We start from the raw sequence: 24,453 nt of genomic DNA on the forward strand, positions 1-24,453 counted from the left end.
TAAAAACGCTATTTCTAGCGTTTTTTACTCATTTTTTCAATATAAATAAGAGTCCAGCTAAAGCTAACATAACTAAAATTGCTAACGTATCTGCTAACTTCCATTCCAAAATCCGATACTTGGTTCTCCCATCGCCGCCCTGATACCCACGCGCCTCCATCGCCGTTGCAAGAGCATCTGCCCTCTTAAAACTTGATGCGAATAACGGAATCAAAATAGGAATAACTGACTTTACCTTCTGAATAAGATTTCCCTCATTAAAGTCCACTCCACGAGCTCTCTGAGCATTCATAATCCGAGTGGTATCATCCATCAAGGTCGGTACAAAACGCAAGCTCATGGACAACATCAAACCAATTTCATGCACAGGAACCCTAAATCGCTTCAAAGGTGCAAGCCCTGACTCGATACCATCAGCCAAACTGAGCGGTGTTGTCGTCAAGGTCAACAAGGTCGAGAAGAAAATAATCAAAACAAAGCGAACAAAAATAATCGCCGCCTGTTGCAACCCTTCTACAGATAATTTAAAAATCCAAAACTCCCATAGAATGGTCGCTCCAGGTGTAAAGAAAACCTGAAAGAAAGTTGTAAATAGAATAATTCCTATCATCGGTTTCAAGCCATTAATAAAAAATGATAAGCGAATACGAGATAAAACAACCATTCCTAAAACAAATGCTATCAATAAGGCATTGGTGACCAAATTGTTGGCCCAAAAAATCATCAATAGAAATCCAAACATTGCTAAAAGCTTACTTCTTGGATCCAAGCGATGAATAATTGAATCCCCAGGAATATAGCGACCTAAAATTAATTTATCCATGTGTCACCATCCCCGTAAATTCTTCAATTGTAATAGGAAGACGTTCAAATACAAAACCTCTTCTCTCCAAATTAGCTGCAAACTTAGTAATCTTAGGCACTCCCAACTGAATACTCTCTAAAAAATCTACCTCTTGAAAAATATCGACTGGTTTACCAGAACGGACCAGCTTTCCCTTTTCCATAATGTAAACAAAATCAGCATAGTTAGCGACATCATCCATCAAATGAGTTACCAAAACGATTGTCATGCCTGATTCATGAAGCTTTTTGAAAATATCCATCAATTCCTGACGACCCGCAGGATCCAATCCAGCCGTTGGTTCATCCAAAACTAAGATACTTGGTTCCATTGCCAGAATCCCAGCAATAGCTACCCGACGCATTTGACCACCAGATAGTTCAAAAGGACTACGCTCAAACAAGCTTTCATCAATTCCAACCAAGGCCAACTTTTCACGCGCAATCGTTTCAGCCTCTTCCTGAGAAACTCCGAAATTTTGTGGACCAAAAGCAACGTCTTTTAAGACCGTTTCATCAAACACTTGACTTTCAGGAAATTGGAACACCAGCCCCACTTTCTTCCTGACTTGCTTAATATCCTTATTTTCAGACGTCGCTGTAATCACAACATCATCAATGACTACTCTTCCTTCTGTTGGTACATTTAATCCATTCAAGAGTTGTAAAATCGTTGATTTGCCCGAACCCGTATGCCCAATAAGGGCCGTGTAAGAGCCATCAACAATCTCCAAATCCACACCAAAAAGCGCACGCCCCTCAAAAGGAGTGCCAGCTTGATAGGTATAGCTTACTTCTTGGAGATCAATTCCCATAAAGTTTCCTCTAATTCTTCCTCTGTAAAATAGCGGAGCGGTAAATCAAGTCCAGTCTGGCGCAAAGATGAAGCCAGTTCTGTCGTAAACGGTCTATCCAAGTCTAAATCTACCAAATCTTCTCGCATAAATAGTTCATTTGGAGTGCTAATTGATTCAACCTGTCCATTTTTCATCACGATAACTCGATCACTCAATGCAACCTCATCCAAATCATGTGTTATAGAAATAACCGTCATACCATGACGCTCCTTAATTTCACGGACAATCTTAATCAAGTCGAGACGACCTTCTGGATCCAACATAGACGTAGCCTCATCCAAAATAATAATTTTTGGACGCAAGGCAACCACTCCAGCAATCGCCACCCTCTGCTTCTGACCACCAGATAGCCGAGCTGGCTCACGAGTTTTAAAATCAGCCATTCCAACCAATTCCAAGGCATCATTTACTCGACTTCGCATCTCCTCCAAAGGGATTCCCTGGTTCTCTAAACCAAATGCAACATCATCTTCAACTGTAGCGCCTACAAATTGGTTATCTGGATTTTGAAAAACCATACCAATCAAGCGTCGCTTATCCCATACATTATCAATGGTTAAGGCATCACCGTCAATATAAATATCACCTGATTCAGCTTCCAGTAGTCCATCAATCAAACGAACTGTTGTTGATTTACCCGAACCATTATGACCAATAATAGACAGCCACTCTCCCTGTTTCACGTGAAACGAAACATCATTTAGAGTATATTGCTCATCCTCTTGGTCGTATTTATATTTTAAATTTTTTACTTCAATAATATTCATCATTTAAATGTATCTTTAAACAAGAAGGACGCACCCTTGAAATAATCATAGCCAGAATATAGGGTGAAGAAAAGTGCAATATAGAGTGTTATTTGCCCCACGACGTTCCAGTGTAAGAGCAGGAAAATAACTGCAAACATCTGTGAAAATGTTTTGATTTTTCCTGGCATAGCCGCAGCTAGAACTGTTCCTCCATTTTCCACCAAGAGTAGACGAAGACCTGTCACTGCCAATTCACGACAAATAATAACTGCAACTACCCAAGCTGGAGCAAAGCCAAGCTCTACAAGCATGATAAATGCTGTCATCACCAAAATCTTATCTGCCATCGGATCCGCAAATTTTCCAAAGTTTGTTACAACCTGCCATTTACGAGCCAAGTAGCCGTCTAGATAATCCGTAATACTTGCAAGGGCAAAGATAAGTGCTGCAAGCACATGACTGACAGTGGAATCCCAAACGGTCAGTAACAAGATAAAAATTGGGATTACCAAAATCCTACCTATCGTCAATGCATTGGGAATATTTTCTTTTTTCATATAAAACCTTTATTGTTCAAAATTTATTGTAATTGAGCCTGTATCTGCTGTCAAGGCTGATAGATCTAACTTTTGGCCACCTACAGTTACCTCTACTCCTTTGACAACACCAAGAACAAGTGTAGTAGAAGTCACTCCTTCTTCAACAGTAGTAGTTACTGTTGAATTATCAGGTGTTAGTGTAACGCCCCCCTCTAACAAGGTGTCAGAAAGGCTAATCCAACTCGTTGTATTTTTTGCTGTTACAGTTACTTCTACTGGATAAGTCACTGTTTTAAGGGTCGCAACAATGTTAGAACCTGATCCTGAAATAGTCACATTTTCTGTAGCGGAACTACTTGAACTCGTTGAATTTGACTGCGCCTGCTCAGTAGAACTCGTCTCTGTGCCACTACTTGCTTCAGATACAGATTGCTCAACTATACTGTATGACGTTGTAGTAGGCGTAATAGATGCTCTATTTTGGAGCCTGCTATGAACAATATAAGTCACAAAAATAATAATCAAACCCGTCGCAAGTAATAAGTAAATCAACGGAAGATAAGAGTTCTTTTTACGTTTACGAACCTTATAGCTTCTTTTCAATTCTGACGAGCGTAGTTCTTCTTCTTCATCTTCATAATATTTCACTAAACTATTGGTCTCGTAAGCATCCAGTAGGACATCTGCATCTAATTCCAAAGCCTCAGCGTATGCTTTTAAAATAGACTGAACATCATCTGAGTTTGCAATAAAATCAAAATCATTGTACTCAAGTGCCTGCAAATATTTAGCTTGGATTTTTGTTATCCGTTGCAAATCAACGAATGTCCAACCCTGTCCTTCTCTGGCTGTTCTAAGTACTTCCCCTATACTCTTTTGTCTCATAATATCCTCTCTCTATCGCTCATCATGTACAGTATACTATTCTAACAAAATTCCAAAGAAATTTCGACGGGTTGCGCCCACTTATTTTGGAAAAATCGTGAAATCTGTCATATCACAGTGATCAATAAAGCGACGACCTGCCTCTCTGATGTCATCTAACTGAAGACTTTGTATCATTTGAGGTATATCAAAAACATTTTCATATTCTGAATACTGAGAAACAAAGTGACTAGCTGTAAACTCAAGAGAATTCAAGCTACGAATAAAATCTCCATACATCTCGTTTTTCAACAATTGTAAATGATCCTCTGTCACATCTGCATCATCCTCAAATTTCCTAAGTGCTTTCATCAGTATACTAGAAAGCGTAATGGGTTCTTGAGTATCTCCCGAGATAATCAAATAGTGGTACTCAGGTGTAACCTCTAATTGGAACTGGAAAGAAGAATCAATTTTTCCCTGCTCGTATAACTGTTGGTATCGTTTTGAAGTCCAACCAAACAACATGGCAAATAAAAATTGTAAACTGAGCCGATATTTCTGAATAGTCTCCTTATCAACCTCGTCATTTCCCCGTAAACCAACAGCCAATTTTGGGGTAGATACTTCAAATTGTTCTGAGAGATGCTCCTGTATCGGCAACTTTTGGACACCTGCCAATTCAAACGACTGAGCTGGATTATCCATCTGAGCTACTTGATAACTTGAAATTTGTTTCCAAACTGCCTCTAAATCAAAATTACCAATAACGAATAAATTCATGTTACTTGGATGATAAAACACATCAAAATTCTCATGTAAATCATCCGCAGTAATTGCAGCAATTGATTCAACTGTCCCTGCTATATCATAGGCCAAAGGACTTTCTGGATAAAGCGATGATAAAATTCCCGTAAACAAGCGATAATCTGCATCATCTTGATACATCTCAATTTCTTGTTCAATAATCCCCTGTTCTCTTTCTACATTGTCTTCTGTAAAATACGGTTCTCGAACAAAAGATTGTAAAAGTGATAGAGACTCCAATACTTTCTGAGTCGTTGAAAATAAGTAACTAGTCTGTCTAAAACTGGTATAAGCATTTGCGCTTGCTCCCAATTTAGCAAACTCATTCATAATATCCTCTTCATTCTCAGTTTCAAACAGCTTATGTTCTAAAAAGTGTGCAATCCCTGCAGGATAAACAACACTATTACCATTAGCCAATGTAAATCGAGTATGAATACCCCCAAAATTGGTCGTTAGAATTCCATATGTCTCATGGAAATCTACTTTAGGAAGTAAAACAACTGTCAACCCATTGTCAACTTTCCCATAAAAGACAGATTCTTTCATGTAAGGATACTTCTTCTCAACTAACTTCATTCTTCTGTCCCCTCCATAAAGTAAACAGCCTGTAAATTAATCATCTGTCCTACTCGAATGACATCGTCTATTGATACCGATTTGATAGCCTCAATCCAATCTAGCCAACTTAAATTTCTATTTCCTAAGGTAACTTGATTATATACTTGTTCTATCAAATTATTCTGCCTATCTTGAGCCAGGGTTGCCGAATGAATCAACATATTTTTTGTCAACTCTAATTCTTCTTCTGTAAATTTACCACATTTTAAATCAAGTAGTTGTTTACTAATTAACTTCATTACCCTGAGTCTATTTTCGCGGCTAATTCCAGCATAGACCTTCAGCATTCCTGAAAAAATAGAGACCTGACTTCCAATTGTATAGGCCAAACTTTCTTTCTCACGAACATTCATAAATAACTTCGAATGGGAGAAAGCACCTAGTAGACCATTAAATACCATCAAAGCCGGATAGTTTACATCGTTGTAAACCACCTGTAAATGATATGCCAATTCCAAAATGGACTGCCTTGCCTGTTTACGCTCGATTTTTTCTTGCGTGATGTTTGAGTATTCTTGATGATATTCTAACTCTAATTTTGGATTTCTATAAGTAAAACCAAAATCTTCAAGTTTTCTTTTGACTTGCTCTCTGTCAACCTTCCCTAAGACAAATATATCAATTTTATCCATACGCAACATATTCCGATAAATCTGAAAGGTTGATTCTGCTGTTTCTTTTTCAACCAAATCAAGCCTACCGACGCGTGGAATTTGAAGAGAGGGATCTTTATAAAAAAGCTTACTCATTTCAACATCTGCATGATAAAAATTATCTTCTATCTCTGACTGAAGAAAATTGATTAAATTCGTTTTTTCAACCTCGAAAATCTGACTATCAAATCCTCGCCCCTTTTTCAGCGGTCTAAATATACACGTGTATAAAAAATCAAGAATCTCTACTGTAATATCCTCATTTTCTGGCAAGTGACGAGGACTGACATATGAAATTGTCACATCTACACAGTGCACCCTACCACGTTTTGAAACTGAGGTCGAGAACTGAGCACCATACAATTCTGCCAATCTTCTCCGAACAGCCTGAGCAGTCTGAAATTCTTGGTTACCCATTTCAAAAATATTTGCAACTAACACACGACCAGCAACGGTAGCCTCACTCATTTCAGCTGCAAAGCGAATACGTATACGATTTGTCGTAAACTGATCTGTATCAATAAAATGAAGATCTACTCCCTCTTGTAATTTCATCTTCTTCCTCTTTCAAACATTGTACCTTCCATTATACCATTTTGTGATATAATATTCTGTAACGAGGTGACTTATGGAATTTAAATTATTTGATGACTACATCACATTACAAGCATTGTTAAAAACGACTGGTATTCTCCATTCAGGAGGTGCCATTAAAGGTTTCTTAGAAGAAAATACCATTCTTTTCAATGGAGAGGATGAAAAAAGACGCGGTAAAAAAATCCGTGTCGGAGATGTTATCACACTCCCAGACCACAACACCAGCATCACAATCGTCGCTCCTAGTGCAGAGGAAATCAAACAGCACCAAGAGGATCAAGCTGAAAAAGAACGTGTGGCTGTAATCGTTAAAAAGTTAAATCAAGAAAATAAAAAGAATAAGAAACAGGTAAAAACTCCTAAAAAAGCAACTAAAAATATTGAAAGAAAACCTGTTCGTTTCCCTGGTATGTAGACATGTGGCTAGAACGATTAGAGTTACAACATTTTCGCAATTACAACCAATTAGATATTGAGTTCCACAAAGGGCTCAATGTCTTTTTAGGCGAAAACGCCCAAGGAAAAACCAATATTCTAGAATCTATCTATGTTTTAGCCTTAACACGAAGTCATCGAACACGGACAGATAAGGACCTATTACAGTTTCAAGAAAAGGAATTATCTGTTTCTGGTTTACTCCATCGCACAAGTGGTAAAGTTCCACTTGACATTCACTTGACAGACAAGGGGCGAGTGACCAAGGTCAACCATCTCAAACAAGCCAAGCTTTCCAACTATATCGGCCACATGAATGTTGTTCTCTTCGCCCCTGAAGATTTACAGCTGATAAAAGGTGCGCCTGCTTTGAGAAGAAAGTTCATCGATGTCGAGCTCGGGCAAATCAAGCCACTCTATCTCTCTGACCTATCGAATTATAACCACGTTTTAAAACAAAGAAATACTTACCTCAAATCTACAGATAAGATTGATGAGAACTTCCTATCCGTGTTAGATCAGCAACTTGCTGAATATGGTAGTCGTGTTATCCAACATCGTATTGACTTTCTAAAGAAATTAGAGGAATTCGGAAATAGAAAAGTTCAAGAAATATCTGGCAATCGGGAAGAATTGACAATCGAATACAAAACCTCAATCGAATTGACAGACGATGTCAATTTAATTGACAAATTCTTGACGGAATTGGAAAGGTGTCGTAAACGTGATTTATTTAAGAAAAATACAGGAGTTGGACCACATCGAGATGATGTAGCTTTCTTTATAAATGGAATGAATGCCCATTATGGTAGCCAAGGTCAGCACCGCAGTCTCGTTCTGTCACTCAAACTGGCTGAAATTGAGCTGATGAAGGAGGTCACACGAGAGTACCCAATTCTACTCCTTGATGATGTTATGAGTGAGCTGGATAATAATCGTCAAATCAAACTACTAGAAACTATTACAGATACGATTCAAACATTTATTACAACGACATCTTTAGACCATTTACATAAGCTACCTGATAGTTTAAAAATCTTCCATATTGAGTCTGGTAAGGTTACTGAGTCAGAATAAGATTGTTTACACTGTCGTCAATAAAGTTTACAAAAAGTAAAAAAACTGTCAAGAGGGTATTGCAGAACGTAGACAAACTCCTAAAAATATAAAAAATTGAAGAAATTTGCGAAAGATAGCAAGTTATTAAACTCTTAGAAACATTGATATTTCGGTGTTTCTGAGAGTTTTTTTATTTTCAACATAAAGAAAAAAGATTGAAGAAAATTGTCCAAAATGGACTTTTTCTTCAATCTGAAAGACCCTGTCAAGAGGGTATTGTTTTTGTTTTACTGAACTGAATAGTTTGGAGCTTCGTTTGTGATTTGAACATCGTGTGGATGGCTTTCTTTCAAACCAGCACCTGACATTTCGATGAATTGAGCATTTTCATGCAGTTCAGTCAAGTTACCCGCACCTACATAGCCCATACCTGAGCGAAGTCCACCAACCATTTGGAAAATCATATCTGCAACAGAGCCTTTATAGGCTACACGTCCTTCAATTCCTTCTGGAACAAGCTTATTGGCTTCATTTACAGATGCCTGGAAGTAACGGTCTTTTGAACCTTGTTTCATGGCAGCAATAGAGCCCATACCGCGATAGGTCTTGAACTTACGACCTTGGAAGATTTCTGTTTCGCCCGGTGCTTCATCTGTACCAGCAAACATAGAACCAAGCATAACGGCATGACCACCCGCAGCAAGTGCCTTGACAATATCTCCCGAATACTTGATACCACCGTCAGCGATAATGGTTTTACCATATTCACGCGCAACACCAGCCGCATCGTAGATAGCTGTCACTTGTGGTACTCCAACACCTGCGATGACACGTGTTGTACAGATTGAACCTGGTCCAATACCGACCTTCACAACATCAACACCAGCTTCATAAAGAGCACGAGCTCCTTCAGCTGTGGCAATGTTGCCGGCAATCAAGGTACGAGTTGGGAAGTGTTCACGAATTTCTTTAATCTTGCGCAAAACGCCTGCTGAGTGACCGTGAGCTGTATCGATGACAATCGCGTCTGCCCCCGCTTCAAAAAGGGCTTCTGCACGTTCAAAAGTATCAGATGTAACACCAACAGCACCCGCAACCAAGAGACGACCAAATTCATCTTTTGCTGCATTTGGGAACTCAATCACTTTCTCAATATCTTTGATGGTAATCAAGCCTGATAAACGACCATTTTCATCAACCAATGGCAATTTTTCAATACGATGCTTGTGAAGAATAGCCTCCGCAGTCGCAAGATCTGTTCCAACTGGCGCTGTCACCAATTCATCGCTTGTCATGTTGGTCGAAATTGGCTGTGAATAGTCAGAAATGAAACGCATATCACGGTTAGTAATGATACCAACTAATTTACGATTTTCCAATGTTTCAACGATTGGCACACCGGAAATACGATAAGTAGCCATCAATTTCTCAGCTTCAGCAATGGTGTGTTCTGGTGTTAAGAAGAATGGATCGATAATGACTCCATTTTCAGAACGTTTTACCTTACGCACCTCATCTGCCTGCTCTGCGATAGACATATTCTTATGAATGACGCCCAAACCACCTGCACGCGCCATAGCGATAGCCATTTTGCTATCTGTTACTGTATCCATAGCAGCAGAAATAATCGGAAGATTAAGGGTCAAATTTGGTGCTAATTGTGTTTTTAAATCAATATCATGTGGTAATACATGACTTTCAGCCGGAATAAGTAATACATCGTCGAAAGTAAAGCCTTTTTTCAAAAATTTAGTGTCCCAGTTTGACATTTTCTTCCTCTTTTCTTATTTAATATATAACATTATTGCTATTTGTATTTTATTTATGATAACATTTTGAAATCATTTGTCAATCATTATTCGCTTTAATATCATCATTCCTAAAAATTCAGAAAATTCTATTCAGTTTTATATATAAAATTCGAATGTTTGTCTTTTGCTACGTCGTAAAACAAATGAAAAAAGCAACATTTTCTCAACATTGCTCTTTCATTGTTAGCCTTATTTAAAATAGTTAATTCCCATAGCAGATTTCACTTGGTCAAGAGTTGTCGCAGCAACTTGGCGAGCTCTTTGGCTACCTGCTTCCAACATTGCATAGACCTGTCCCATATCCTGTGCAAACTCCAGACGGCGTTCACGGATTGGTCCTAATTCTCTCTCTAAAATGTCCAGCAAATAACGTTTGGTCTTCACATCGCCCAAACCACCACGTTGATAGTGCTCCTTCATAGCCTCAATCTCAGCCTTATCTTCTTCGCGACCAAAAACATCAAGATAGTGGAAAACCATGTTTCCTTCAATCTTACCTGGATCTTCAACACGGATGTGGTTGGGATCAGTGTACATGGACATGACCTTCTTCTTGAGCGTATCCATGTCATCTGCCAGATAAATACCATTTCCAAGTGACTTAGACATCTTGGCATTGCCGTCCAAACCTGGCAAGCGACCAGCTACCTCATTTTCAGGATAAATGCCCTCCGGCTCTACCAAAATATCAGTCTGGTAAGCATGGTTAAAGCTACGAACGATTTCACGAGTCTGCTCAATCATAGGTTTCTGGTCATTTCCTACTGGAACAAAGTTTGCCTTGAAGGCTGTAATATCCGCCGCTTGTGACACAGGATAGACCAAGAAACCAGCTGGAATTCCTTCGCCAAATCCCTTCTGAGCAATCTCAGTCTTCACTGTAGGATTGCGTTCTAGACGTGCAACAGATACCAAGTTCATATAGTACATGGTCAACTCTGCCAATTCAGGAATTTGACTCTGGATGAAAATCGTTGTCTTAGCTGGATCAAGTCCTGCCGCTAGATAATCTAGTGCTACGTTTCCAACGGATTCAACAATCTTTTGCGGTTCCTTTGCATGATCTGTCAACGCTTGTTGGTCTGCTAAAAAGACAAAAAGTTCATGTTGACCTGCATCCTGTAATAAAACACGATTTTTCAACGAACCAACATAATGTCCAATATGTAATTTGCCTGTTGGACGATCCCCTGTTAGGATAATCGGTTTACTCATAAAATATTCTCCTTTTACATAATAAAAGCCCACGCACAGAAAACTGTGCGAGGGCGTCAAGGACACGGTGCCACCTCACTTATAAGCATTAAATAAGCTTACATCTTTTTGCACATAAGGCCTGCTAGCCGAATCCTTATTTATTCAGATTCTATTCACTCAGTCCATTCATAAGCGACTCTTGTTTGTTTACACCAACCACAAACTCTCTAAAAATTATCCACTTACTACTCTTCTGATTGATTCCTATTATAACCGCAAAAAATTAGAAAGTCAAGCTGACAAAGCCTTGACGATACTGTCTAAATTAGGGATAATAGAAATTGCTTTTATAACACTAACCAAGGAGAATATATGAAAGAACGTATAAAGGACTTTATCTCTGTCACACTCGGATCAGTTGTCATGGCCATTGGATTTAACAGTTTTTTTCTAGAGAATAATATCGTATCTGGTGGTGTCGGAGGTTTAGCAATCGCACTCAATGCTCTTCTGGGGTGGAGTCCGTCTGATTTTGTCCTCTACTGTAACATCCCTTTATTAATCATCTGTTGGTTTTTCTTAGGAAAATCTGTATTTATCAAAACTGTCTATGGTGCTATCATCTATCCTCTTTGCATCAAGTTGACAGCAGGTTTACCCAACTTGACAGAAAATCCTCTCCTAGCTGCTATTTTCGGTGGAATTATCCTAGGTTTTGGACTTGGGCTTGTCTTCCTTGGAAATTCTTCTACTGGTGGAACAGGTATTCTTATTCAATTTATTCACAAGTACACCCCTTTATCATTAGGTCTGACAATGGCTATTATTGATGGTATTATCGTTGGTCTTGGATTTGTTGCCTTCGATACTGATACTGTTATGTACTCGATTATTGCCCTAATGACCATTACTTATATTGTCAACCGCATGATGTCTGGTACCCAATCTTCTCGAAACGTCATGATTATTTCTCAAAAATCAGAAGAAATTAAAGACTATATTACTAAAGTTGCTGATCGCGGTGTGACAGAACTTCCAATTATTGGTGGCTTTACAGGGGTTGACAAGCGCATGTTGATGACTACCATCTCTATTCCAGAAATGCAGAAACTGGAGACAGCGGTATTAGAAATTGATGAAACTGCCTTTATGGTTGTTATGCCTGCGAGTCAGGTGCGTGGACGTGGCTTCAGTCTTCAAAAAGACCATAAACATTATGATGAAGATATTTTGATTCCAATGTAATTCATTGAAAATTCAAGTTCTTTCTAGTACAATAAAACTAATAGACAGAAATAGAGGAGAAACTATGCTTACAGTATCAGACGTGTCGCTTCGCTTTAGCGACCGCAAATTATTTGACGATGTCAATATCAAATTTACAGCAGGAAATACCTACGGTTTGATTGGTGCAAACGGGGCCGGTAAATCTACATTTTTGAAAATTCTTGCGGGTGACATCGAGCCATCAACAGGTCATATTTCACTTGGACCAGACGAACGCCTTTCTGTACTACGTCAGAACCATTTCGACTATGAAGATGAGCGCGTGATTGACGTTGTTATCATGGGAAATGAGCAACTTTACAGCATCATGAAAGAAAAAGATGCTATTTACATGAAGGAAGATTTTTCTGATGAAGATGGTGTTCGTGCTGCTGAATTAGAAGGTGAGTTTGCTGAACTTGGTGGCTGGGAAGCTGAAAGTGAAGCTTCTCAATTGCTCCAAAACCTCAATATCTCAGAAGACCTCCACTACCAAAACATGAGCGAATTGACCAACGGTGAGAAGGTTAAGGTCCTCTTGGCTAAGGCCCTCTTTGGTAAGCCTGATGTTCTTCTTTTGGACGAGCCAACCAACGGTCTGGACATCCAATCTATCAACTGGCTCGAAGATTTCTTGATTGACTTTGAAAATACGGTTATCGTCGTGTCCCACGACCGCCACTTCTTGAACAAGGTATGTACCCATATGGCCGACCTTGACTTCGGTAAAATCAAGATTTTCGTTGGTAACTATGACTTCTGGAAACAATCCAGTGAACTAGCAGCTAAACTACAAGCTGACCGTAATGCCAAAGCAGAAGAAAAAATCAAAGAACTACAAGAATTCGTTGCCCGTTTCTCTGCTAATGCCTCTAAGTCTAAGCAAGCTACTTCACGGAAAAAGATGCTGGACAAAATCGAGTTGGAAGAAATCATTCCTTCTAGCCGTAAATACCCATTTATCAACTTCAAATCAGAACGTGAAATCGGTAATGACCTCTTAACAGTTGAAAACTTGAAAGTTGTCATCGATGGTGAAACGATTCTTGACAATATCAGCTTTATCCTGCGCCCAGGTGACAAGACTGCTCTTATTGGTCAAAACGACATCCAAACAACTGCTCTCATTCGTGCTCTTATGGGCGATATTGAATATGAAGGTACTGTCAAGTGGGGTGTCACTACTAGTCAATCCTACTTACCAAAAGACAATACTCGTGACTTTGATACAAACGAATCTATCCTTGATTGGCTCCGTCAATTTGCCAGCAAGGAAGAAGATGACAATACCTTCTTGCGCGGTTTCTTGGGACGTATGCTCTTCTCGGGTGATGAGGTTAACAAACCTGTAAACGTCTTGTCAGGGGGCGAAAAAGTGCGCGTGATGTTGTCAAAACTCATGCTCCTCAAGTCAAATGTCTTGGTCTTAGATGATCCAACCAACCACTTGGACTTGGAATCAATTTCCAGTCTGAACGATGGTTTGAAAGCTTTTAAAGAATCCATCATCTTTGCCAGCCATGACCACGAATTTATTCAAACTTTAGCAAACCATATCATCGTCATTTCTAAAAACGGTGTTATCGACCGAATCGACGAAACTTATGATGAATTCTTGGAAAATGCTGAAGTACAAGCAAAAGTACAAGAACTTTGGAAAGCATAATAAAAAGGCGATTTATTCGCCTTTTCTTTTAAATCTATGAAAAAAATATTTACAAAAACATCCTTTTATTATCTCTTATCTTTCCTTATTCCGCTGACTATTATTTCTATCGTCTTAGCATTTCAAGGAATCTGGTGGGGAAGTAATACAACAATATTGGCCAGTGATGGCTTCCATCAGTATGTTATTTTTAATCAAACATTACGAAATACTTTACACGGAGACGGCTCTTTATTTTACACATTTTCAAGTGGTTTAGGACTCAATTTTTATGCTCTATCCTCCTATTACCTAGGCTCATTCCTATCTCCAATTGTCTTTTTCTTTGATTTACAATCCATGCCTGACGCTATCTACCTTGTCACTATTGTCAAATTTGGATTGACTGGGTTGTCAACTTATTTCAGTCTAAAGGGTATCCATAAAAATTTGAAAGAAGAATGGGCACTATTACTCGCTAATAGTTTTTCTCTGATGAGTTTTAGTACAAGTCAATTAGAAATAAACAACTGGCTAGACGTTTTTATACTCCTCCCACTCGTTCTTCTTGGATTGCATCGATTATTAAAAAAACAGGGTCCGATTCTCTACTACATAACATTAACATGCTTGTTTATCCAAAACTATTACTTCGGTTATATGGTGGCTATTTTTCTAACATTATGGACATTGGTTCAATTATCATGGATAGATAGTCAGAGAATCAAAAGATTTATCAACTTTACAATAGTGTCAATTTTATCTGCTCTAAGCAGCATGTTCATGTTGTTGCCAACCTATTTGGATTTAAAAACTCATGGTGAGACATTTACAAAAATTGCCAACCTAAAAACCGAAGACTCTTGGTATCTGGACTTCTTTGCAAAAAACTTAGTTGGTAGCTTTGATACAACAAAATTTGGTTCTATTCCCATGATCTCTGTTGGTCTCGTTCCATTAATACTCGCTTTATTATTCTTTACATTAAAAGAAATAAAACCAACTGTCAAACTCTCCTATGCTCTATTCTTTACATTCATTATTTCAAGTTTCTACCTACAACCACTCAATCTTTTTTGGCAAGGTATGCATGCGCCAAACATGTTCCTCTATCGTTATGCATGGGCTCTATCAATAACCGTTATCTATTTAGCAGCAGAGACATTGGTACGACTACGTCAAGTAAGTATTAAAAATTTTACTCTGATTGTTTCATTTTTACTCATTTGCTTTACTTCTACCTTTATTTTTAGAGATTATTATGAGTTTCTAACGGATGTAAATTTCCTACTCACACTAGAATTTCTAATAGCCTACTTCATTCTTTTTGTAGCAATGATTCGCTATAAATCATCCTTAAAATTGATTAATATTGTTTTATTGTTCTTCACTTTCTTAGAACTTGGATTACATAGTCATTATCAGGTTCAGGGGATTTCTGATGAATGGCATTTTCCTAGCCGATCAAACTATGAAGAAAAATTGACAGATATTGACAGTATTGTAAAGTCTACAAAGACTACAACTGATTCATTTTATCGTATAGAACGTCTATTACCACAAACTGGCAATGATAGCATGAAATTCAATTACAACGGTATTTCTCAATTCTCCTCCATTCGAAATCGTGCTTCCAGCTCAGTACTAGATAAGCTCGGTTTCCGTTCAGACGGTACCAATTTGAATCTTCGTTATCAGAATAATACAATTATTGCTGATAGCCTATTCGGGGTCAAATATAATTTAGCTACTACGGACCCAAATAAGTTTGGTTTCACACTGAATCAGAGTCAGTCTACTATTAATCTTTACGAAAATAGTTTTAATCTAGGGTTAGCCCTATTGACTGAAGGGATTTACAAAGATGTCAATTTTACAAATCTGACTCTCGATAATCAAACAAATTTTCTTAATCAACTAACAGGGCTATCTCAAAAATACTACCACACTTTATCAGATGTTGTTTCACAAAATACAGTTGAACTGAGCAATCGAATGACTGTCAACAAAGTTGACAATGAGGATGCTGCAAAAGCAACTTTCTTAGTAAATATACCTGCAAATAGCCAAGTATACTTAAATTTGCCAAATTTAACATTCTCAAATGAGAATCAAAAAAAGGTTGTCATTACTGTCAATAATCAGTCAAGTGAGTTTACATTAGATAATGCTTTCTCTTTCTTCAATGTGGGGAGCTTTACTACAGATGTACAAGTTCAAGTCGATGTATATTTTCCTGAAAATAATCAAGTTTCTTTTGATAAACCACAATTTTATCGATTGGACTTATTAGCTTTCCAACAGGCTATTTCCATTCTCCAAGAAAAACAAGTAGTAACAAAAACTGATGGTAATAAAGTAACTGTTGATTTTGTAACCGATAAAGAATCCTCACTCCTCCTTACTTTACCCTATGATAAAGGATGGAATGCAACCATTGATGGTAAACCTATCAAAATCCAAAAAGCGCAAGATGGTTTTATGAAAGTGGAGGTAAGTCCAGGTCAAACTAAACTAGTTTTAACCTTTGTACCAAATGGTTTCTATCTAGGTTTACTGATTTCTTTTGGTGCAGTTTTTGTATTTTTCTCCTATCAATTCATTGGATACTATTATTCTAAGAACCGAGAATCCTAAACTTTCTCGGTTTTTTCTTGTAAAAAATAAAAAACCTTGATTTCTCAAGGTTTCCTATGCTTTATTTACTCCGCCAACAGGGCTCGAACCTGTGACATCATGATTAACAGTCATGCGCTCTACCAACTGAGCTATGGCGGAAGAAATAGTCCGTACGGGATTCGAACCCGTGTTACCGCCGTGAAAAGGCGGTGTCTTAACCCCTTGACCAACGGACCATTTTTAGAACAATAACTAGTATAATACATGTAACTTTGTTTGTCAATACATTTTTTGATTTTTTATTGTATTGACAGAGTGCTTTGTTTAATGTAAAATAAAATGGTTAAGGTTCCATAGCTCAGCTGGATAGAGCATTCGCCTTCTAAGCGAACGGTCGCAGGTTCGAATCCTGCTGGAATCATTTAGACCTACCTCGAGTAGGTCTTTTTTCTTGCCATAACTCATAATTAATATATAAAACTGGCAAAATCAGACCAATAAGGGCATATTCTTCAAATTGGAAGGATAGGTGAGTAGATATGATGACACCTAGCATAAACCCTATAATGGTCAATAAGATGTTTCTACCTGTTTTTCTAAGTTCTGAATCTTTTTCAATAACTCCTTTAAACCAGAGATAAGCAGCATTTTTGACATTCCCTGTCATCATCACATTGGCATACGGAGCACCTCGTAACCTTCTAAATGTTTCTACTTGAATAGAGGCTACGAAGGCTAGACTAGCAATTGTAAAAGACGCAGGCATAATAGGTGAGAGAATGATAGTTAGTAAAATAAGAACTAACATCATTACACTACTACCAAAGTGCCAAGACCATGTTTGCTTTTCAAAATACCTTCTTGCTAAGTAGGTAAAAAATTGTCCGAATACAAAAAATAAAATGGGAATGGAAAAATTAACTACCTGCGCAAAGTTACCTTTAGCTAAAAAATAAGCTAGGGAAATAACATTTCCAGATTGTACACCAGCAAAGCGACCACCCTGAGTCACAAAAGTAAAGGCATTTAAATAACCACTGATAAACGTTAATGAACAAGCAATTCTCAATCCCTCAAAAACACGATACTCTTTTTGATTCATTTTCACTCCTTGTTTCACGTGAAACTACTTATGATATGGGCTTCCCTGCTGAATCATAAATGCACGATAAATCTGCTCGATGAGAACTAATTTCATTAGTTGATGGGGAAGTGTCAACTGTCCAAAACTCATCAACAAATTAGCTCTTTTTTTAATACAAGAATCGAGACCCAAACTACCACCGATGATAAAAGTTATATCTGAATACCCATTTACTGCAATGTCAGATATCTTTTGACTAAATTCTTCCGATGGAAATTGTTTGCCTTCTATCGCTAAGGCAATGACAAAATCTCGCTCTCCAATTTTAGACATAATTCTATCGGCTTCTTTTTTTAATATTTGTTCATTCTCTGCCTGACTGGCTTTATCTGGTGTTTTTTCATCAGGAAGCTCAATCATATCCAACTTAGCAAATCGTCCCAATCGTTTACTATATTCTGCAATACCTTCTTTGAGGTACTTTTCTTTCAATTTTCCAACGGTAATCAATTTTATTTTCATAAAATAATTGTAACATATCCACAAGCATACGACAGAAAATATTTTTAAAAAATCAGGATATAGCTACAGTTTTTTCACATAATTCACAGAGTTATCCACAGGTTGTGGATTGATTTTTGAAAACTTTAAGCTATAATTAAGAAAGCAAGAGTAATCTTAAGGAAAATTAAAGAAATGGAAAGGATTCCTTATATGAAAAAATATTTGAAATTTGCGATTTTATTTGTAATTGGATTTTTTGGGGGTCTTATTGGGGCCTTATCAGCATCTTTCTTCCAACCACAGGTTCAACAAGCAAATTCTGCTATCACTAGTGTCAGCAATGTTCAATACAATAATGAAACTTCCACCACAAAAGCTGTAGAGAAAGTACAAAATGCTGTTGTGTCTGTTATTAATTACCAAAAATCAGCCAACAATAGTCTTGGTGCTATCTTTGGAAATATTGAATCATCTGACGAACTAGCTGTTGCTGGAGAGGGGTCTGGGGTTATCTATAAAAAAGATGGTCAATATGCCTATATTGTGACAAATACACATGTCATTAATAACGCAGAAAAGATTGATATTCTTTTAGCATCTGGAGAAAAAATCAGCGGTGAACTCGTTGGTTCCGATACCTATTCTGATATAGCTGTTATAAAAATATCAGCAGATAAAGTCACTGCTGTTGCTGAATTTGCTGATTCCGATACAATTAAAGTTGGAGAAACTGCTATCGCAATTGGTAGTCCTCTAGGTAGCGTCTACGCTAATACAGTTACTCAAGGTATTATTTCTAGTCTAAGTCGGACAGTTACTTCACAATCAGAAGATGGTCAAACAATCTCAACCAACGCTATTCAAACCGATACAGCTATCAACCCTGGAAACTCTGGAGGACCATTGATTAATATCCAAGGACAAGTTATTGGTATCACCTCTAGCAAAATCACCTCAAGTTCTGTAAGTAGCTCAGGTGTGGCTGTGGAAGGGATGGGATTCGCTATTCCTGCAAATGATGCCGTAGCCATTATCAATCAACTTGAGAAAGCTGGAAAAGTTAGCCGACCTGCTCTTGGAGTTCATATGGTTAACTTGACGACCTTGTCAACTAGTCAATTAGAAAAGGCTGGATTATCAAATACGGAATTAACATCCGGTGTCGTAATTGTCTCTACACAAAGTGGATTACCTGCAGATGGAAAATTAGAAACTTTTGATGTCATTACTGAGATTGACGGAGAAACTATTCAAAATAAGAGTGATCTCCAAAGCGCTCTCTACAAACATCAAATTGGAGACACAATCACTGTAACTTATTACCGCAATAATCAGAAACAAACTGTTGACATTAAGTTGACACATTCTACAGAAGAACTTAGCGAATAATTGACAAAAGAGACTTTACACAATTGTAAAGTCTCTTTTTTTTTGCTAGAATAAGGATATATGGAAGAATTACGTACACTAAATATTTCAGAAATCCATCCCAATCCCTATCAGCCAAGAATTCATTTTGATGAAAAGGAGCTACTTGAGCTCGCTCAATCCATTAAGGAAAATGGATTAATTCAACCGATTATTGTAAGAAAATCTTCTATTATCGGATACGAATTATTAGCTGGAGAAAGAAGGTTGCGAGCCAGTCAATTAGCTGGACTGACTACAATACCAGCAGTGTTAAAGGAACTAACTGATGATGATTTACTCTATCAGGCTATCATAGAGAATCTGCAGCGTTCTAACTTAAATCCGATAGAAGAAGCAGCCTCTTATCAAAAATTGATTAGTAGAGGGTTAACACATGATGAAGTTGCTCAAATCATGGGAAAATCAAGACCATATATCAGTAATTTATTGCGCCTACTAAATCTATCATCTCAGACTAAACAAGCTGTAGAAGAAGGAAAAATTTCACAAGGGCACGCGCGACAATTGGTGTCATTTTCAGAAGAAAAGCAAGCCGAATGGGTTCAACTCATTTTATCAAAGGATTTAAGTGTGCGTACGCTTGAAAAATTAATAGCTGCAAATAAGAAAAAACACACTAAGCTTAAACAACGCGACCAATTTTTAAAAGAACAGGAAGATTCACTCAGTAAAACTCTTGGAACAGCTACAAAAATTATCAAGAAGAAAAACGGGAGCGGAGAAATTCGGATTAGCTTTAATGATCTCGATGAATTCGAAAGAATTATCAACAATTTTAAATAGACTTGTTTACAATTTATTTTTATAAACACTCTTTTCCACACTAAAATCATTACAAAAAGTCAGGACCAGCAAAGGTTCTGGCTTTTATTCACATCTTGTGGAAAACTTTTCTTAACAGTGTGGATTTTTAAAATTATCTGTGGAAAACTTTTGTTTTTTATGGTACACTATTCTAACGAATATAATGTGAAAGGGGGAAAATATGAACCAAGAACAACTTTTTTGGCAACGATTTATTGAATTGGCAAAGGTAAATTTTAAGCCATCTATTTATGATTTTTATGTCGCTGATGCAAAATTACTCGGAATCAACCAGCAAGTTGCCAATATTTTCTTAAATCGTCCATTTAAAAAAGATTTCTGGGAAAAAAACTTCGAAGAGTTAATGATTGCCGCTAGTTTTGAAATCTACGGAGAGCCTCTTGCCATCCAATATCAATTTACAGAGGATGAACAGGAGATTAAGAACACTACAAACGCAAGAAGTTCAGTGGTTCACCAGGTACAGACACCTGAGTCGGCTACTCCTCAAGAAACTTTTAAACCGGTTCATTCTGATATAAAATCCCAGTACACCTTTGCTAATTTTGTACAAGGAGACAATAATCACTGGGCAAAGGCTGCAGCTTTAGCTGTATCTGATAACCTAGGTGAGCTCTACAATCCATTATTCATTTTTGGTGGTCCTGGTCTTGGAAAAACTCATATTTTAAATGCGATTGGAAATAAGGTTCTAGCCGATAATCCCCAGGCAAGAATAAAATATGTCTCATCGGAAACATTCATCAATGAATTTTTAGAACACCTCCGTCTCAATGATATGGAAAGTTTCAAAAAAACCTATCGTAATCTGGACTTACTTCTAATTGATGACATTCAGTCTCTCCGTAATAAAGCAACAACACAGGAAGAATTTTTCCATACTTTTAATGCGCTTCATGAAAAAAATAAGCAGATTGTACTCACAAGCGACCGTAATCCCGATCACTTAGACAATTTGGAAGAAAGACTAGTAACACGTTTCAAATGGGGGTTAACCAGTGAAATCACTCCACCTGATTTTGAAACACGTATCGCAATTTTACGTAACAAGTGCGAGAACCTGCCTTACAACTTTACAAATGAGACGCTATCCTATCTAGCTGGACAATTTGATTCGAACGTACGTGACCTTGAAGGTGCCTTAAAAGATATCCATTTGATAGCCACTATGCGTCAACTGTCTGAGATAAGTGTCGAGGTTGCTGCTGAGGCTATTCGATCAAGAAAACAAACAAATCCACAAAATATGGTTATTCCTATTGAGAAAATCCAAACCGAAGTGGGAAATTTCTACGGTGTCAGCTTGAAAGAATTAAAGGGTTCTAAGCGTGTTCAACATATCGTTCACGCGCGACAAGTTGCTATGTTTTTAGCACGTGAAATGACAGACAATTCCCTTCCAAAAATTGGAAAAGAATTTGGTAATCGAGACCATACAACCGTTATGCATGCATACAATAAAATAAAAACTCTCCTCTTGGATGATGAGAATTTAGAAATAGAGATTACCAGTATAAAAAATAAACTTCGTTAACCTGTGTATAACTTTTCAAAAAAGCTCTGTTTTTTCCACAAGTTGTGAACAAGTTAATTTCCGCAGTTTTATTGGTCTTTCATCACTTTTCCACAGAATACACAGAGACTACTATTACTATTAACCTTATAGATAATAAATAAAGGAGAATCCATGATTCAATTTTCTATTAATAAAAATATATTTCTACAAGCACTTAGTATTACTAAACGGGCAATCAGTACAAAAAATGCTATTCCAATTCTTTCAACAGTAAAAATTACAGTAACTAGTGAAGGAATCACTTTAACTGGTTCAAATGGACAAATCTCGATTGAACATTTTATTTCTATTCAAGATGAAAATGCAGGACTTTTGATCAGTTCTCCAGGTTCCATTCTCTTAGAAGCTGGTTTCTTTATTAATGTCGTATCCAGTATGCCGGATTTGGTCCTTGACTTCAATGAAATTGAACAAAAGCAAATCGTTTTGACAAGTGGTAAGTCTGAAATCACATTAAAGGGAAAAGAAGCAGAACAGTATCCTCGTTTACAGGAAGTTCCAACTTCAAAACCATTGGTGTTAGAAACCAAAGTATTAAAACAAACAATTAATGAAACAGCATTTGCAGCTTCTACACAAGAAAGTCGTCCTATTCTTACGGGTGTTCATTTTGTTTTAACAGAAAATAAAAATCTAAAAACTGTTGCAACAGATTCACACCGTATGAGCCAACGGAAATTGGTCCTTGATACCTCTGGTGATGATTTTAATGTTGTCATTCCAAGTCGTTCTCTCCGTGAATTTACTGCAGTTTTTACAGATGATATTGAAACAGTAGAAGTCTTCTTTTCAAATAATCAAATCCTTTTTAGAAGCGAGCATATTAGCTTCTATACACGCTTATTAGAAGGTACCTACCCTGATACAGACCGCTTAATTCCAACTGAGTTTAAAACAACTGCAATTTTTGATACTGCAAATCTTCGTCACTCGATGGAGCGTGCTCGTCTTCTTTCAAATGCAACCCAAAATGGTACAGTAAAACTAGAAATTGCTAATAATGTTGTATCGGCTCATGTAAATTCTCCAGAAGTTGGACGTGTGAATGAGGAATTAGATACTGTAGAAGTATCAGGTGAAGACTTAGTAATCAGCTTTAACCCAACTTACTTGATAGAAGCATTGAAAGCCACAACTAGTGAACAAGTGAAAATTAGCTTTATCTCTTCTGTCCGTCCATTTACATTAATTCCAAATAATGAAGGGGAAGATTTTATCCAATTGGTTACACCAGTTCGTACCAACTAAATAATATTAAGAACGGCTAAACTAGCCGTTTTTATGTTATACTAAAAAATAGCACTTAGCTTATTTTTATATATTTAGTGATGGGGAATAAATGACGTTATATATATTAGCTAATCCTAATGCTGGTAGTCATACTGCTGAACATATCATATTCAAAATAAAAGAAAGTTATCCACAGCTTGCAGTTAATATTTTTATGACAGTTGGTCCTGAGGATGAAAAAAGTCAAATAGAGGCTATTTTAAAGGAGTTTGTCAGTAGTGAGGACCAATTAATGATTTTAGGTGGAGACGGCACACTATCTAAAGCTTTGCGTTTTTGGCCAGCTAGTCTACCGTTTGCTTATTATCCAACAGGATCTGGAAATGATTTTGCTAAGGCAATGAATATAACATCGCTCTATAGAAGTGTAGATGCCATTTTAGAGGGAAAAACAAGTAGGATATATGTTTTAAACAGTTCATACGGAACGGTTGTAAACAGTATGGATTTTGGCTTTGCAGCTCAAGTTATCAATGGTTCAACGAATTCAATTTTGAAAAAAATTCTGAACAAGGTAAAACTTGGGAAGTTAACTTATCTATTCTTTGGTATTAAAAGATTATTTTCAAAACAAGCTATAAACTTAGAATTAACTCTTGATGAAAAATCTTATCAGTTAGATAATCTCTTTTTTATTTCTGTAGCAAATAGTCTTTATTTTGGTGGAGGAATCATGATATGGCCAACAGCAAGTGCTAAAAAGAAGGAAGTAGATATTGTTTACTTCAAAAATGGAAATTTCTACCAACGTCTACAATCATTGTTAGCCTTATTAACGAAGAGGCATGAATCTTCTCATACAATTCAGCATTTAACAGGGGTAGATGTAGTTTTAAAATCAAAAGAAAAATTATTATTGCAAATAGATGGAGAGACATGCACTGCAAATGAGGTAACGTTAACCTATCAGGAAAGAAGTATGTATCTTTAAGGAGGAAGTATGTATCAATTAGGATCATTTGTCGAAATGAAAAAGCCTCATGCCTGTGTCATCAAATCGACCGGCAAGAAGGCCAATAAGTGGGAGGTTATCCGTCTAGGAGCGGATATTAAAATCCGCTGTAGCAACTGTGACCATGTAGTCATGATGAGCCGGCATGATTTTGAACGAAAAATGAAACAAGTGCTGCCAAGTGAAGCCTAGTTGACAGTTTGCAACTGCTGGTTGCGAGTTTTTCCTA

The 24,453-nt window shown here is 37.3% G+C and carries 22 protein-coding genes, 3 tRNA genes and 1 other annotated feature; of the genes, 12 read left to right on the forward strand and 13 right to left on the reverse strand.

Annotated features, from left to right (window positions below; genetic code table 11):
• Positions 1-28 precede the first annotated feature (28 nt).
• From NOL38_RS05510 to yfmF, 7 genes are all read right to left on the reverse strand, one after another.
• Positions 29-823 (reverse strand): energy-coupling factor transporter transmembrane component T family protein, encoded by a 795-nt coding sequence (locus tag NOL38_RS05510; protein ID WP_024379550.1) that lies wholly within the window; start codon positions 821-823, stop codon positions 29-31.
• Positions 816-1,658, reverse strand: coding sequence for an energy-coupling factor ABC transporter ATP-binding protein (locus tag NOL38_RS05515; protein WP_002938195.1), 843 nt, complete (start codon positions 1,656-1,658; stop codon positions 816-818). Before NOL38_RS05515 ends, NOL38_RS05510 begins: the two co-directional genes overlap by 8 nt.
• Positions 1,634-2,470 carry an energy-coupling factor ABC transporter ATP-binding protein gene (locus NOL38_RS05520; protein WP_277941618.1) on the reverse strand — a complete coding sequence of 279 codons (837 nt, stop codon included), beginning with the start codon at positions 2,468-2,470 and terminating at the stop codon, positions 1,634-1,636. The genes NOL38_RS05515 and NOL38_RS05520 overlap by 25 nt, the downstream gene beginning before the upstream one ends.
• Positions 2,467-3,006 carry a CDP-diacylglycerol--glycerol-3-phosphate 3-phosphatidyltransferase gene (gene pgsA / locus NOL38_RS05525; RefSeq protein ID WP_277941619.1) on the reverse strand — a complete coding sequence of 180 codons (540 nt, stop codon included), beginning with the start codon at positions 3,004-3,006 and terminating at the stop codon, positions 2,467-2,469. Before pgsA ends, NOL38_RS05520 begins: the two co-directional genes overlap by 4 nt.
• Before the next feature lie 9 nt (positions 3,007-3,015).
• The gene (rodZ, locus tag NOL38_RS05530; RefSeq protein WP_277941620.1) at positions 3,016-3,873 is read right to left on the reverse strand and encodes a cytoskeleton protein RodZ; all 858 of its coding nucleotides are present in this window, start codon (positions 3,871-3,873) and stop codon (positions 3,016-3,018) included.
• Between the two features lie 81 nt (positions 3,874-3,954).
• The gene (gene yfmH / locus NOL38_RS05535; RefSeq protein ID WP_248019119.1) at positions 3,955-5,238 is read right to left on the reverse strand and encodes an EF-P 5-aminopentanol modification-associated protein YfmH; all 1,284 of its coding nucleotides are present in this window, start codon (positions 5,236-5,238) and stop codon (positions 3,955-3,957) included.
• A complete protein-coding gene (yfmF, locus tag NOL38_RS05540; protein ID WP_014638852.1) occupies positions 5,235-6,488 on the reverse strand; it encodes an EF-P 5-aminopentanol modification-associated protein YfmF in 1,254 nt (417 codons plus the stop codon). The genes yfmH and yfmF overlap by 4 nt, the downstream gene beginning before the upstream one ends.
• A 73-nt stretch (positions 6,489-6,561) precedes the next feature.
• Between yfmF and yaaA the strand changes: the two genes are divergently transcribed.
• Both yaaA and recF read left to right on the forward strand, forming a co-directional pair.
• Entirely contained in the window at positions 6,562-6,945 is a 384-nt protein-coding gene (yaaA, locus tag NOL38_RS05545) for a S4 domain-containing protein YaaA (protein WP_277941621.1), read from the forward strand.
• A 2-nt stretch (positions 6,946-6,947) separates the two neighbouring features.
• On the forward strand, positions 6,948-8,042 hold the full coding sequence (recF, locus tag NOL38_RS05550) for a DNA replication/repair protein RecF (RefSeq protein WP_277941622.1): 1,095 nt from the start codon (positions 6,948-6,950) through the stop codon (positions 8,040-8,042).
• 269 nt (positions 8,043-8,311) lie between these two features.
• Here recF and guaB read toward each other — a convergent pair whose 3' ends face one another.
• Together guaB and trpS are read right to left on the reverse strand one after the other, a co-directional pair.
• On the reverse strand, positions 8,312-9,793 hold the full coding sequence (gene guaB / locus NOL38_RS05555) for an IMP dehydrogenase (protein WP_015647590.1): 1,482 nt from the start codon (positions 9,791-9,793) through the stop codon (positions 8,312-8,314).
• Between the two features lie 231 nt (positions 9,794-10,024).
• Positions 10,025-11,050 carry a tryptophan--tRNA ligase gene (gene trpS, locus NOL38_RS05560; protein ID WP_277941623.1) on the reverse strand — a complete coding sequence of 342 codons (1,026 nt, stop codon included), beginning with the start codon at positions 11,048-11,050 and terminating at the stop codon, positions 10,025-10,027.
• 46 nt (positions 11,051-11,096) lie between these two features.
• Positions 11,097-11,303, reverse strand: a binding site (T-box leader).
• A 101-nt stretch (positions 11,304-11,404) separates the two neighbouring features.
• Between trpS and NOL38_RS05565 the strand changes: the two genes are divergently transcribed.
• The 3 genes from NOL38_RS05565 (at position 11,405) to NOL38_RS05575 (ending at position 16,580) form a co-directional block, all read left to right on the forward strand.
• The gene (locus NOL38_RS05565; RefSeq protein WP_015647591.1) at positions 11,405-12,277 is read left to right on the forward strand and encodes a YitT family protein; all 873 of its coding nucleotides are present in this window, start codon (positions 11,405-11,407) and stop codon (positions 12,275-12,277) included.
• Between the two features lie 64 nt (positions 12,278-12,341).
• Positions 12,342-13,964 (forward strand): ABC-F family ATP-binding cassette domain-containing protein, encoded by a 1,623-nt coding sequence (locus tag NOL38_RS05570; RefSeq protein ID WP_012775415.1) that lies wholly within the window; start codon positions 12,342-12,344, stop codon positions 13,962-13,964.
• Between the two features lie 36 nt (positions 13,965-14,000).
• Positions 14,001-16,580 (forward strand): YfhO family protein, encoded by a 2,580-nt coding sequence (locus tag NOL38_RS05575; RefSeq protein WP_277941624.1) that lies wholly within the window; start codon positions 14,001-14,003, stop codon positions 16,578-16,580.
• A 68-nt stretch (positions 16,581-16,648) separates the two neighbouring features.
• Here NOL38_RS05575 and NOL38_RS05580 read toward each other — a convergent pair.
• Both NOL38_RS05580 and NOL38_RS05585 read right to left on the reverse strand, forming a co-directional pair.
• Positions 16,649-16,721: transfer RNA gene (locus NOL38_RS05580), tRNA-Asn, on the reverse strand.
• Between the two features lie 5 nt (positions 16,722-16,726).
• Positions 16,727-16,798 (reverse strand) — tRNA-Glu (locus NOL38_RS05585).
• A 111-nt stretch (positions 16,799-16,909) separates the two neighbouring features.
• Here NOL38_RS05585 and NOL38_RS05590 point away from each other — a divergent pair.
• Positions 16,910-16,983, forward strand: a tRNA-Arg gene (locus tag NOL38_RS05590).
• On the opposite strand, the gene NOL38_RS05595 is transcribed toward NOL38_RS05590, so the two are convergent.
• The gene (locus NOL38_RS05595) at positions 16,981-17,664 is read right to left on the reverse strand and encodes a YoaK family protein (RefSeq protein WP_024379536.1); all 684 of its coding nucleotides are present in this window, start codon (positions 17,662-17,664) and stop codon (positions 16,981-16,983) included. The genes NOL38_RS05590 and NOL38_RS05595 overlap by 3 nt on opposite strands.
• A gap of 24 nt (positions 17,665-17,688) precedes the next feature.
• A complete protein-coding gene (gene rlmH, locus NOL38_RS05600; RefSeq protein ID WP_023371894.1) occupies positions 17,689-18,168 on the reverse strand; it encodes a 23S rRNA (pseudouridine(1915)-N(3))-methyltransferase RlmH in 480 nt (159 codons plus the stop codon).
• A gap of 174 nt (positions 18,169-18,342) precedes the next feature.
• On the opposite strand from rlmH, the gene NOL38_RS05605 reads away from it, so the two are divergent.
• The 6 genes from NOL38_RS05605 (at position 18,343) to NOL38_RS05630 (ending at position 24,416) form a co-directional block, all read left to right on the forward strand.
• Positions 18,343-19,539 (forward strand): S1C family serine protease, encoded by a 1,197-nt coding sequence (locus NOL38_RS05605; RefSeq protein WP_024402080.1) that lies wholly within the window; start codon positions 18,343-18,345, stop codon positions 19,537-19,539.
• A gap of 60 nt (positions 19,540-19,599) precedes the next feature.
• Positions 19,600-20,364, forward strand: a complete 765-nt coding sequence (locus NOL38_RS05610) for a ParB/RepB/Spo0J family partition protein (RefSeq protein ID WP_024402081.1) — start codon at positions 19,600-19,602, stop codon at positions 20,362-20,364.
• Positions 20,365-20,566: 202 nt separating this feature from the next.
• Positions 20,567-21,940, forward strand: coding sequence for a chromosomal replication initiator protein DnaA (gene dnaA, locus NOL38_RS05615; protein WP_024376047.1), 1,374 nt, complete (start codon positions 20,567-20,569; stop codon positions 21,938-21,940).
• Between the two features lie 153 nt (positions 21,941-22,093).
• Entirely contained in the window at positions 22,094-23,230 is a 1,137-nt protein-coding gene (gene dnaN / locus NOL38_RS05620) for a DNA polymerase III subunit beta (protein WP_004194538.1), read from the forward strand.
• A 91-nt stretch (positions 23,231-23,321) separates the two neighbouring features.
• Positions 23,322-24,203: a diacylglycerol/lipid kinase family protein gene (locus tag NOL38_RS05625; protein ID WP_277941625.1), complete on the forward strand. Its 882-nt coding sequence runs from the start codon at positions 23,322-23,324 to the stop codon at positions 24,201-24,203.
• 9 nt (positions 24,204-24,212) lie between these two features.
• Positions 24,213-24,416 carry a DUF951 domain-containing protein gene (locus tag NOL38_RS05630; protein ID WP_004195358.1) on the forward strand — a complete coding sequence of 68 codons (204 nt, stop codon included), beginning with the start codon at positions 24,213-24,215 and terminating at the stop codon, positions 24,414-24,416.
• Positions 24,417-24,453: the final 37 nt, after the last annotated feature.

This window comes from Streptococcus suis, from assembly GCF_029616525.1.
GTDB classification, from domain to species: domain Bacteria; phylum Bacillota; class Bacilli; order Lactobacillales; family Streptococcaceae; genus Streptococcus; species Streptococcus suis_AF.

Excerpts from the sequence above, each read along its gene's own strand:
- NOL38_RS05510 (WP_024379550.1), bottom strand. The coding sequence starts at position 823 with ATGGATAAATTAATTTTAGGTCGCTATATTCCTGGGGATTCAATTATT.
- NOL38_RS05515 (WP_002938195.1), bottom strand. The coding sequence starts at position 1,658 with ATGGGAATTGATCTCCAAGAAGTAAGCTATACCTATCAAGCTGGCACT.
- NOL38_RS05520 (WP_277941618.1), bottom strand. The coding sequence starts at position 2,470 with ATGATGAATATTATTGAAGTAAAAAATTTAAAATATAAATACGACCAA.
- pgsA (WP_277941619.1), bottom strand. The coding sequence starts at position 3,006 with ATGAAAAAAGAAAATATTCCCAATGCATTGACGATAGGTAGGATTTTG.
- rodZ (WP_277941620.1), bottom strand. The coding sequence starts at position 3,873 with ATGAGACAAAAGAGTATAGGGGAAGTACTTAGAACAGCCAGAGAAGGA.
- yfmH (WP_248019119.1), bottom strand. The coding sequence starts at position 5,238 with ATGAAGTTAGTTGAGAAGAAGTATCCTTACATGAAAGAATCTGTCTTT.
- yfmF (WP_014638852.1), bottom strand. The coding sequence starts at position 6,488 with ATGAAATTACAAGAGGGAGTAGATCTTCATTTTATTGATACAGATCAG.
- yaaA (WP_277941621.1), top strand. The coding sequence starts at position 6,562 with ATGGAATTTAAATTATTTGATGACTACATCACATTACAAGCATTGTTA.
- recF (WP_277941622.1), top strand. The coding sequence starts at position 6,948 with ATGTGGCTAGAACGATTAGAGTTACAACATTTTCGCAATTACAACCAA.
- guaB (WP_015647590.1), bottom strand. The coding sequence starts at position 9,793 with ATGTCAAACTGGGACACTAAATTTTTGAAAAAAGGCTTTACTTTCGAC.
- trpS (WP_277941623.1), bottom strand. The coding sequence starts at position 11,050 with ATGAGTAAACCGATTATCCTAACAGGGGATCGTCCAACAGGCAAATTA.
- NOL38_RS05565 (WP_015647591.1), top strand. The coding sequence starts at position 11,405 with ATGAAAGAACGTATAAAGGACTTTATCTCTGTCACACTCGGATCAGTT.
- NOL38_RS05570 (WP_012775415.1), top strand. The coding sequence starts at position 12,342 with ATGCTTACAGTATCAGACGTGTCGCTTCGCTTTAGCGACCGCAAATTA.
- NOL38_RS05575 (WP_277941624.1), top strand. The coding sequence starts at position 14,001 with ATGAAAAAAATATTTACAAAAACATCCTTTTATTATCTCTTATCTTTC.
- NOL38_RS05595 (WP_024379536.1), bottom strand. The coding sequence starts at position 17,664 with ATGAATCAAAAAGAGTATCGTGTTTTTGAGGGATTGAGAATTGCTTGT.
- rlmH (WP_023371894.1), bottom strand. The coding sequence starts at position 18,168 with ATGAAAATAAAATTGATTACCGTTGGAAAATTGAAAGAAAAGTACCTC.
- NOL38_RS05605 (WP_024402080.1), top strand. The coding sequence starts at position 18,343 with ATGGAAAGGATTCCTTATATGAAAAAATATTTGAAATTTGCGATTTTA.
- NOL38_RS05610 (WP_024402081.1), top strand. The coding sequence starts at position 19,600 with ATGGAAGAATTACGTACACTAAATATTTCAGAAATCCATCCCAATCCC.
- dnaA (WP_024376047.1), top strand. The coding sequence starts at position 20,567 with ATGAACCAAGAACAACTTTTTTGGCAACGATTTATTGAATTGGCAAAG.
- dnaN (WP_004194538.1), top strand. The coding sequence starts at position 22,094 with ATGATTCAATTTTCTATTAATAAAAATATATTTCTACAAGCACTTAGT.
- NOL38_RS05625 (WP_277941625.1), top strand. The coding sequence starts at position 23,322 with ATGACGTTATATATATTAGCTAATCCTAATGCTGGTAGTCATACTGCT.
- NOL38_RS05630 (WP_004195358.1), top strand. The coding sequence starts at position 24,213 with ATGTATCAATTAGGATCATTTGTCGAAATGAAAAAGCCTCATGCCTGT.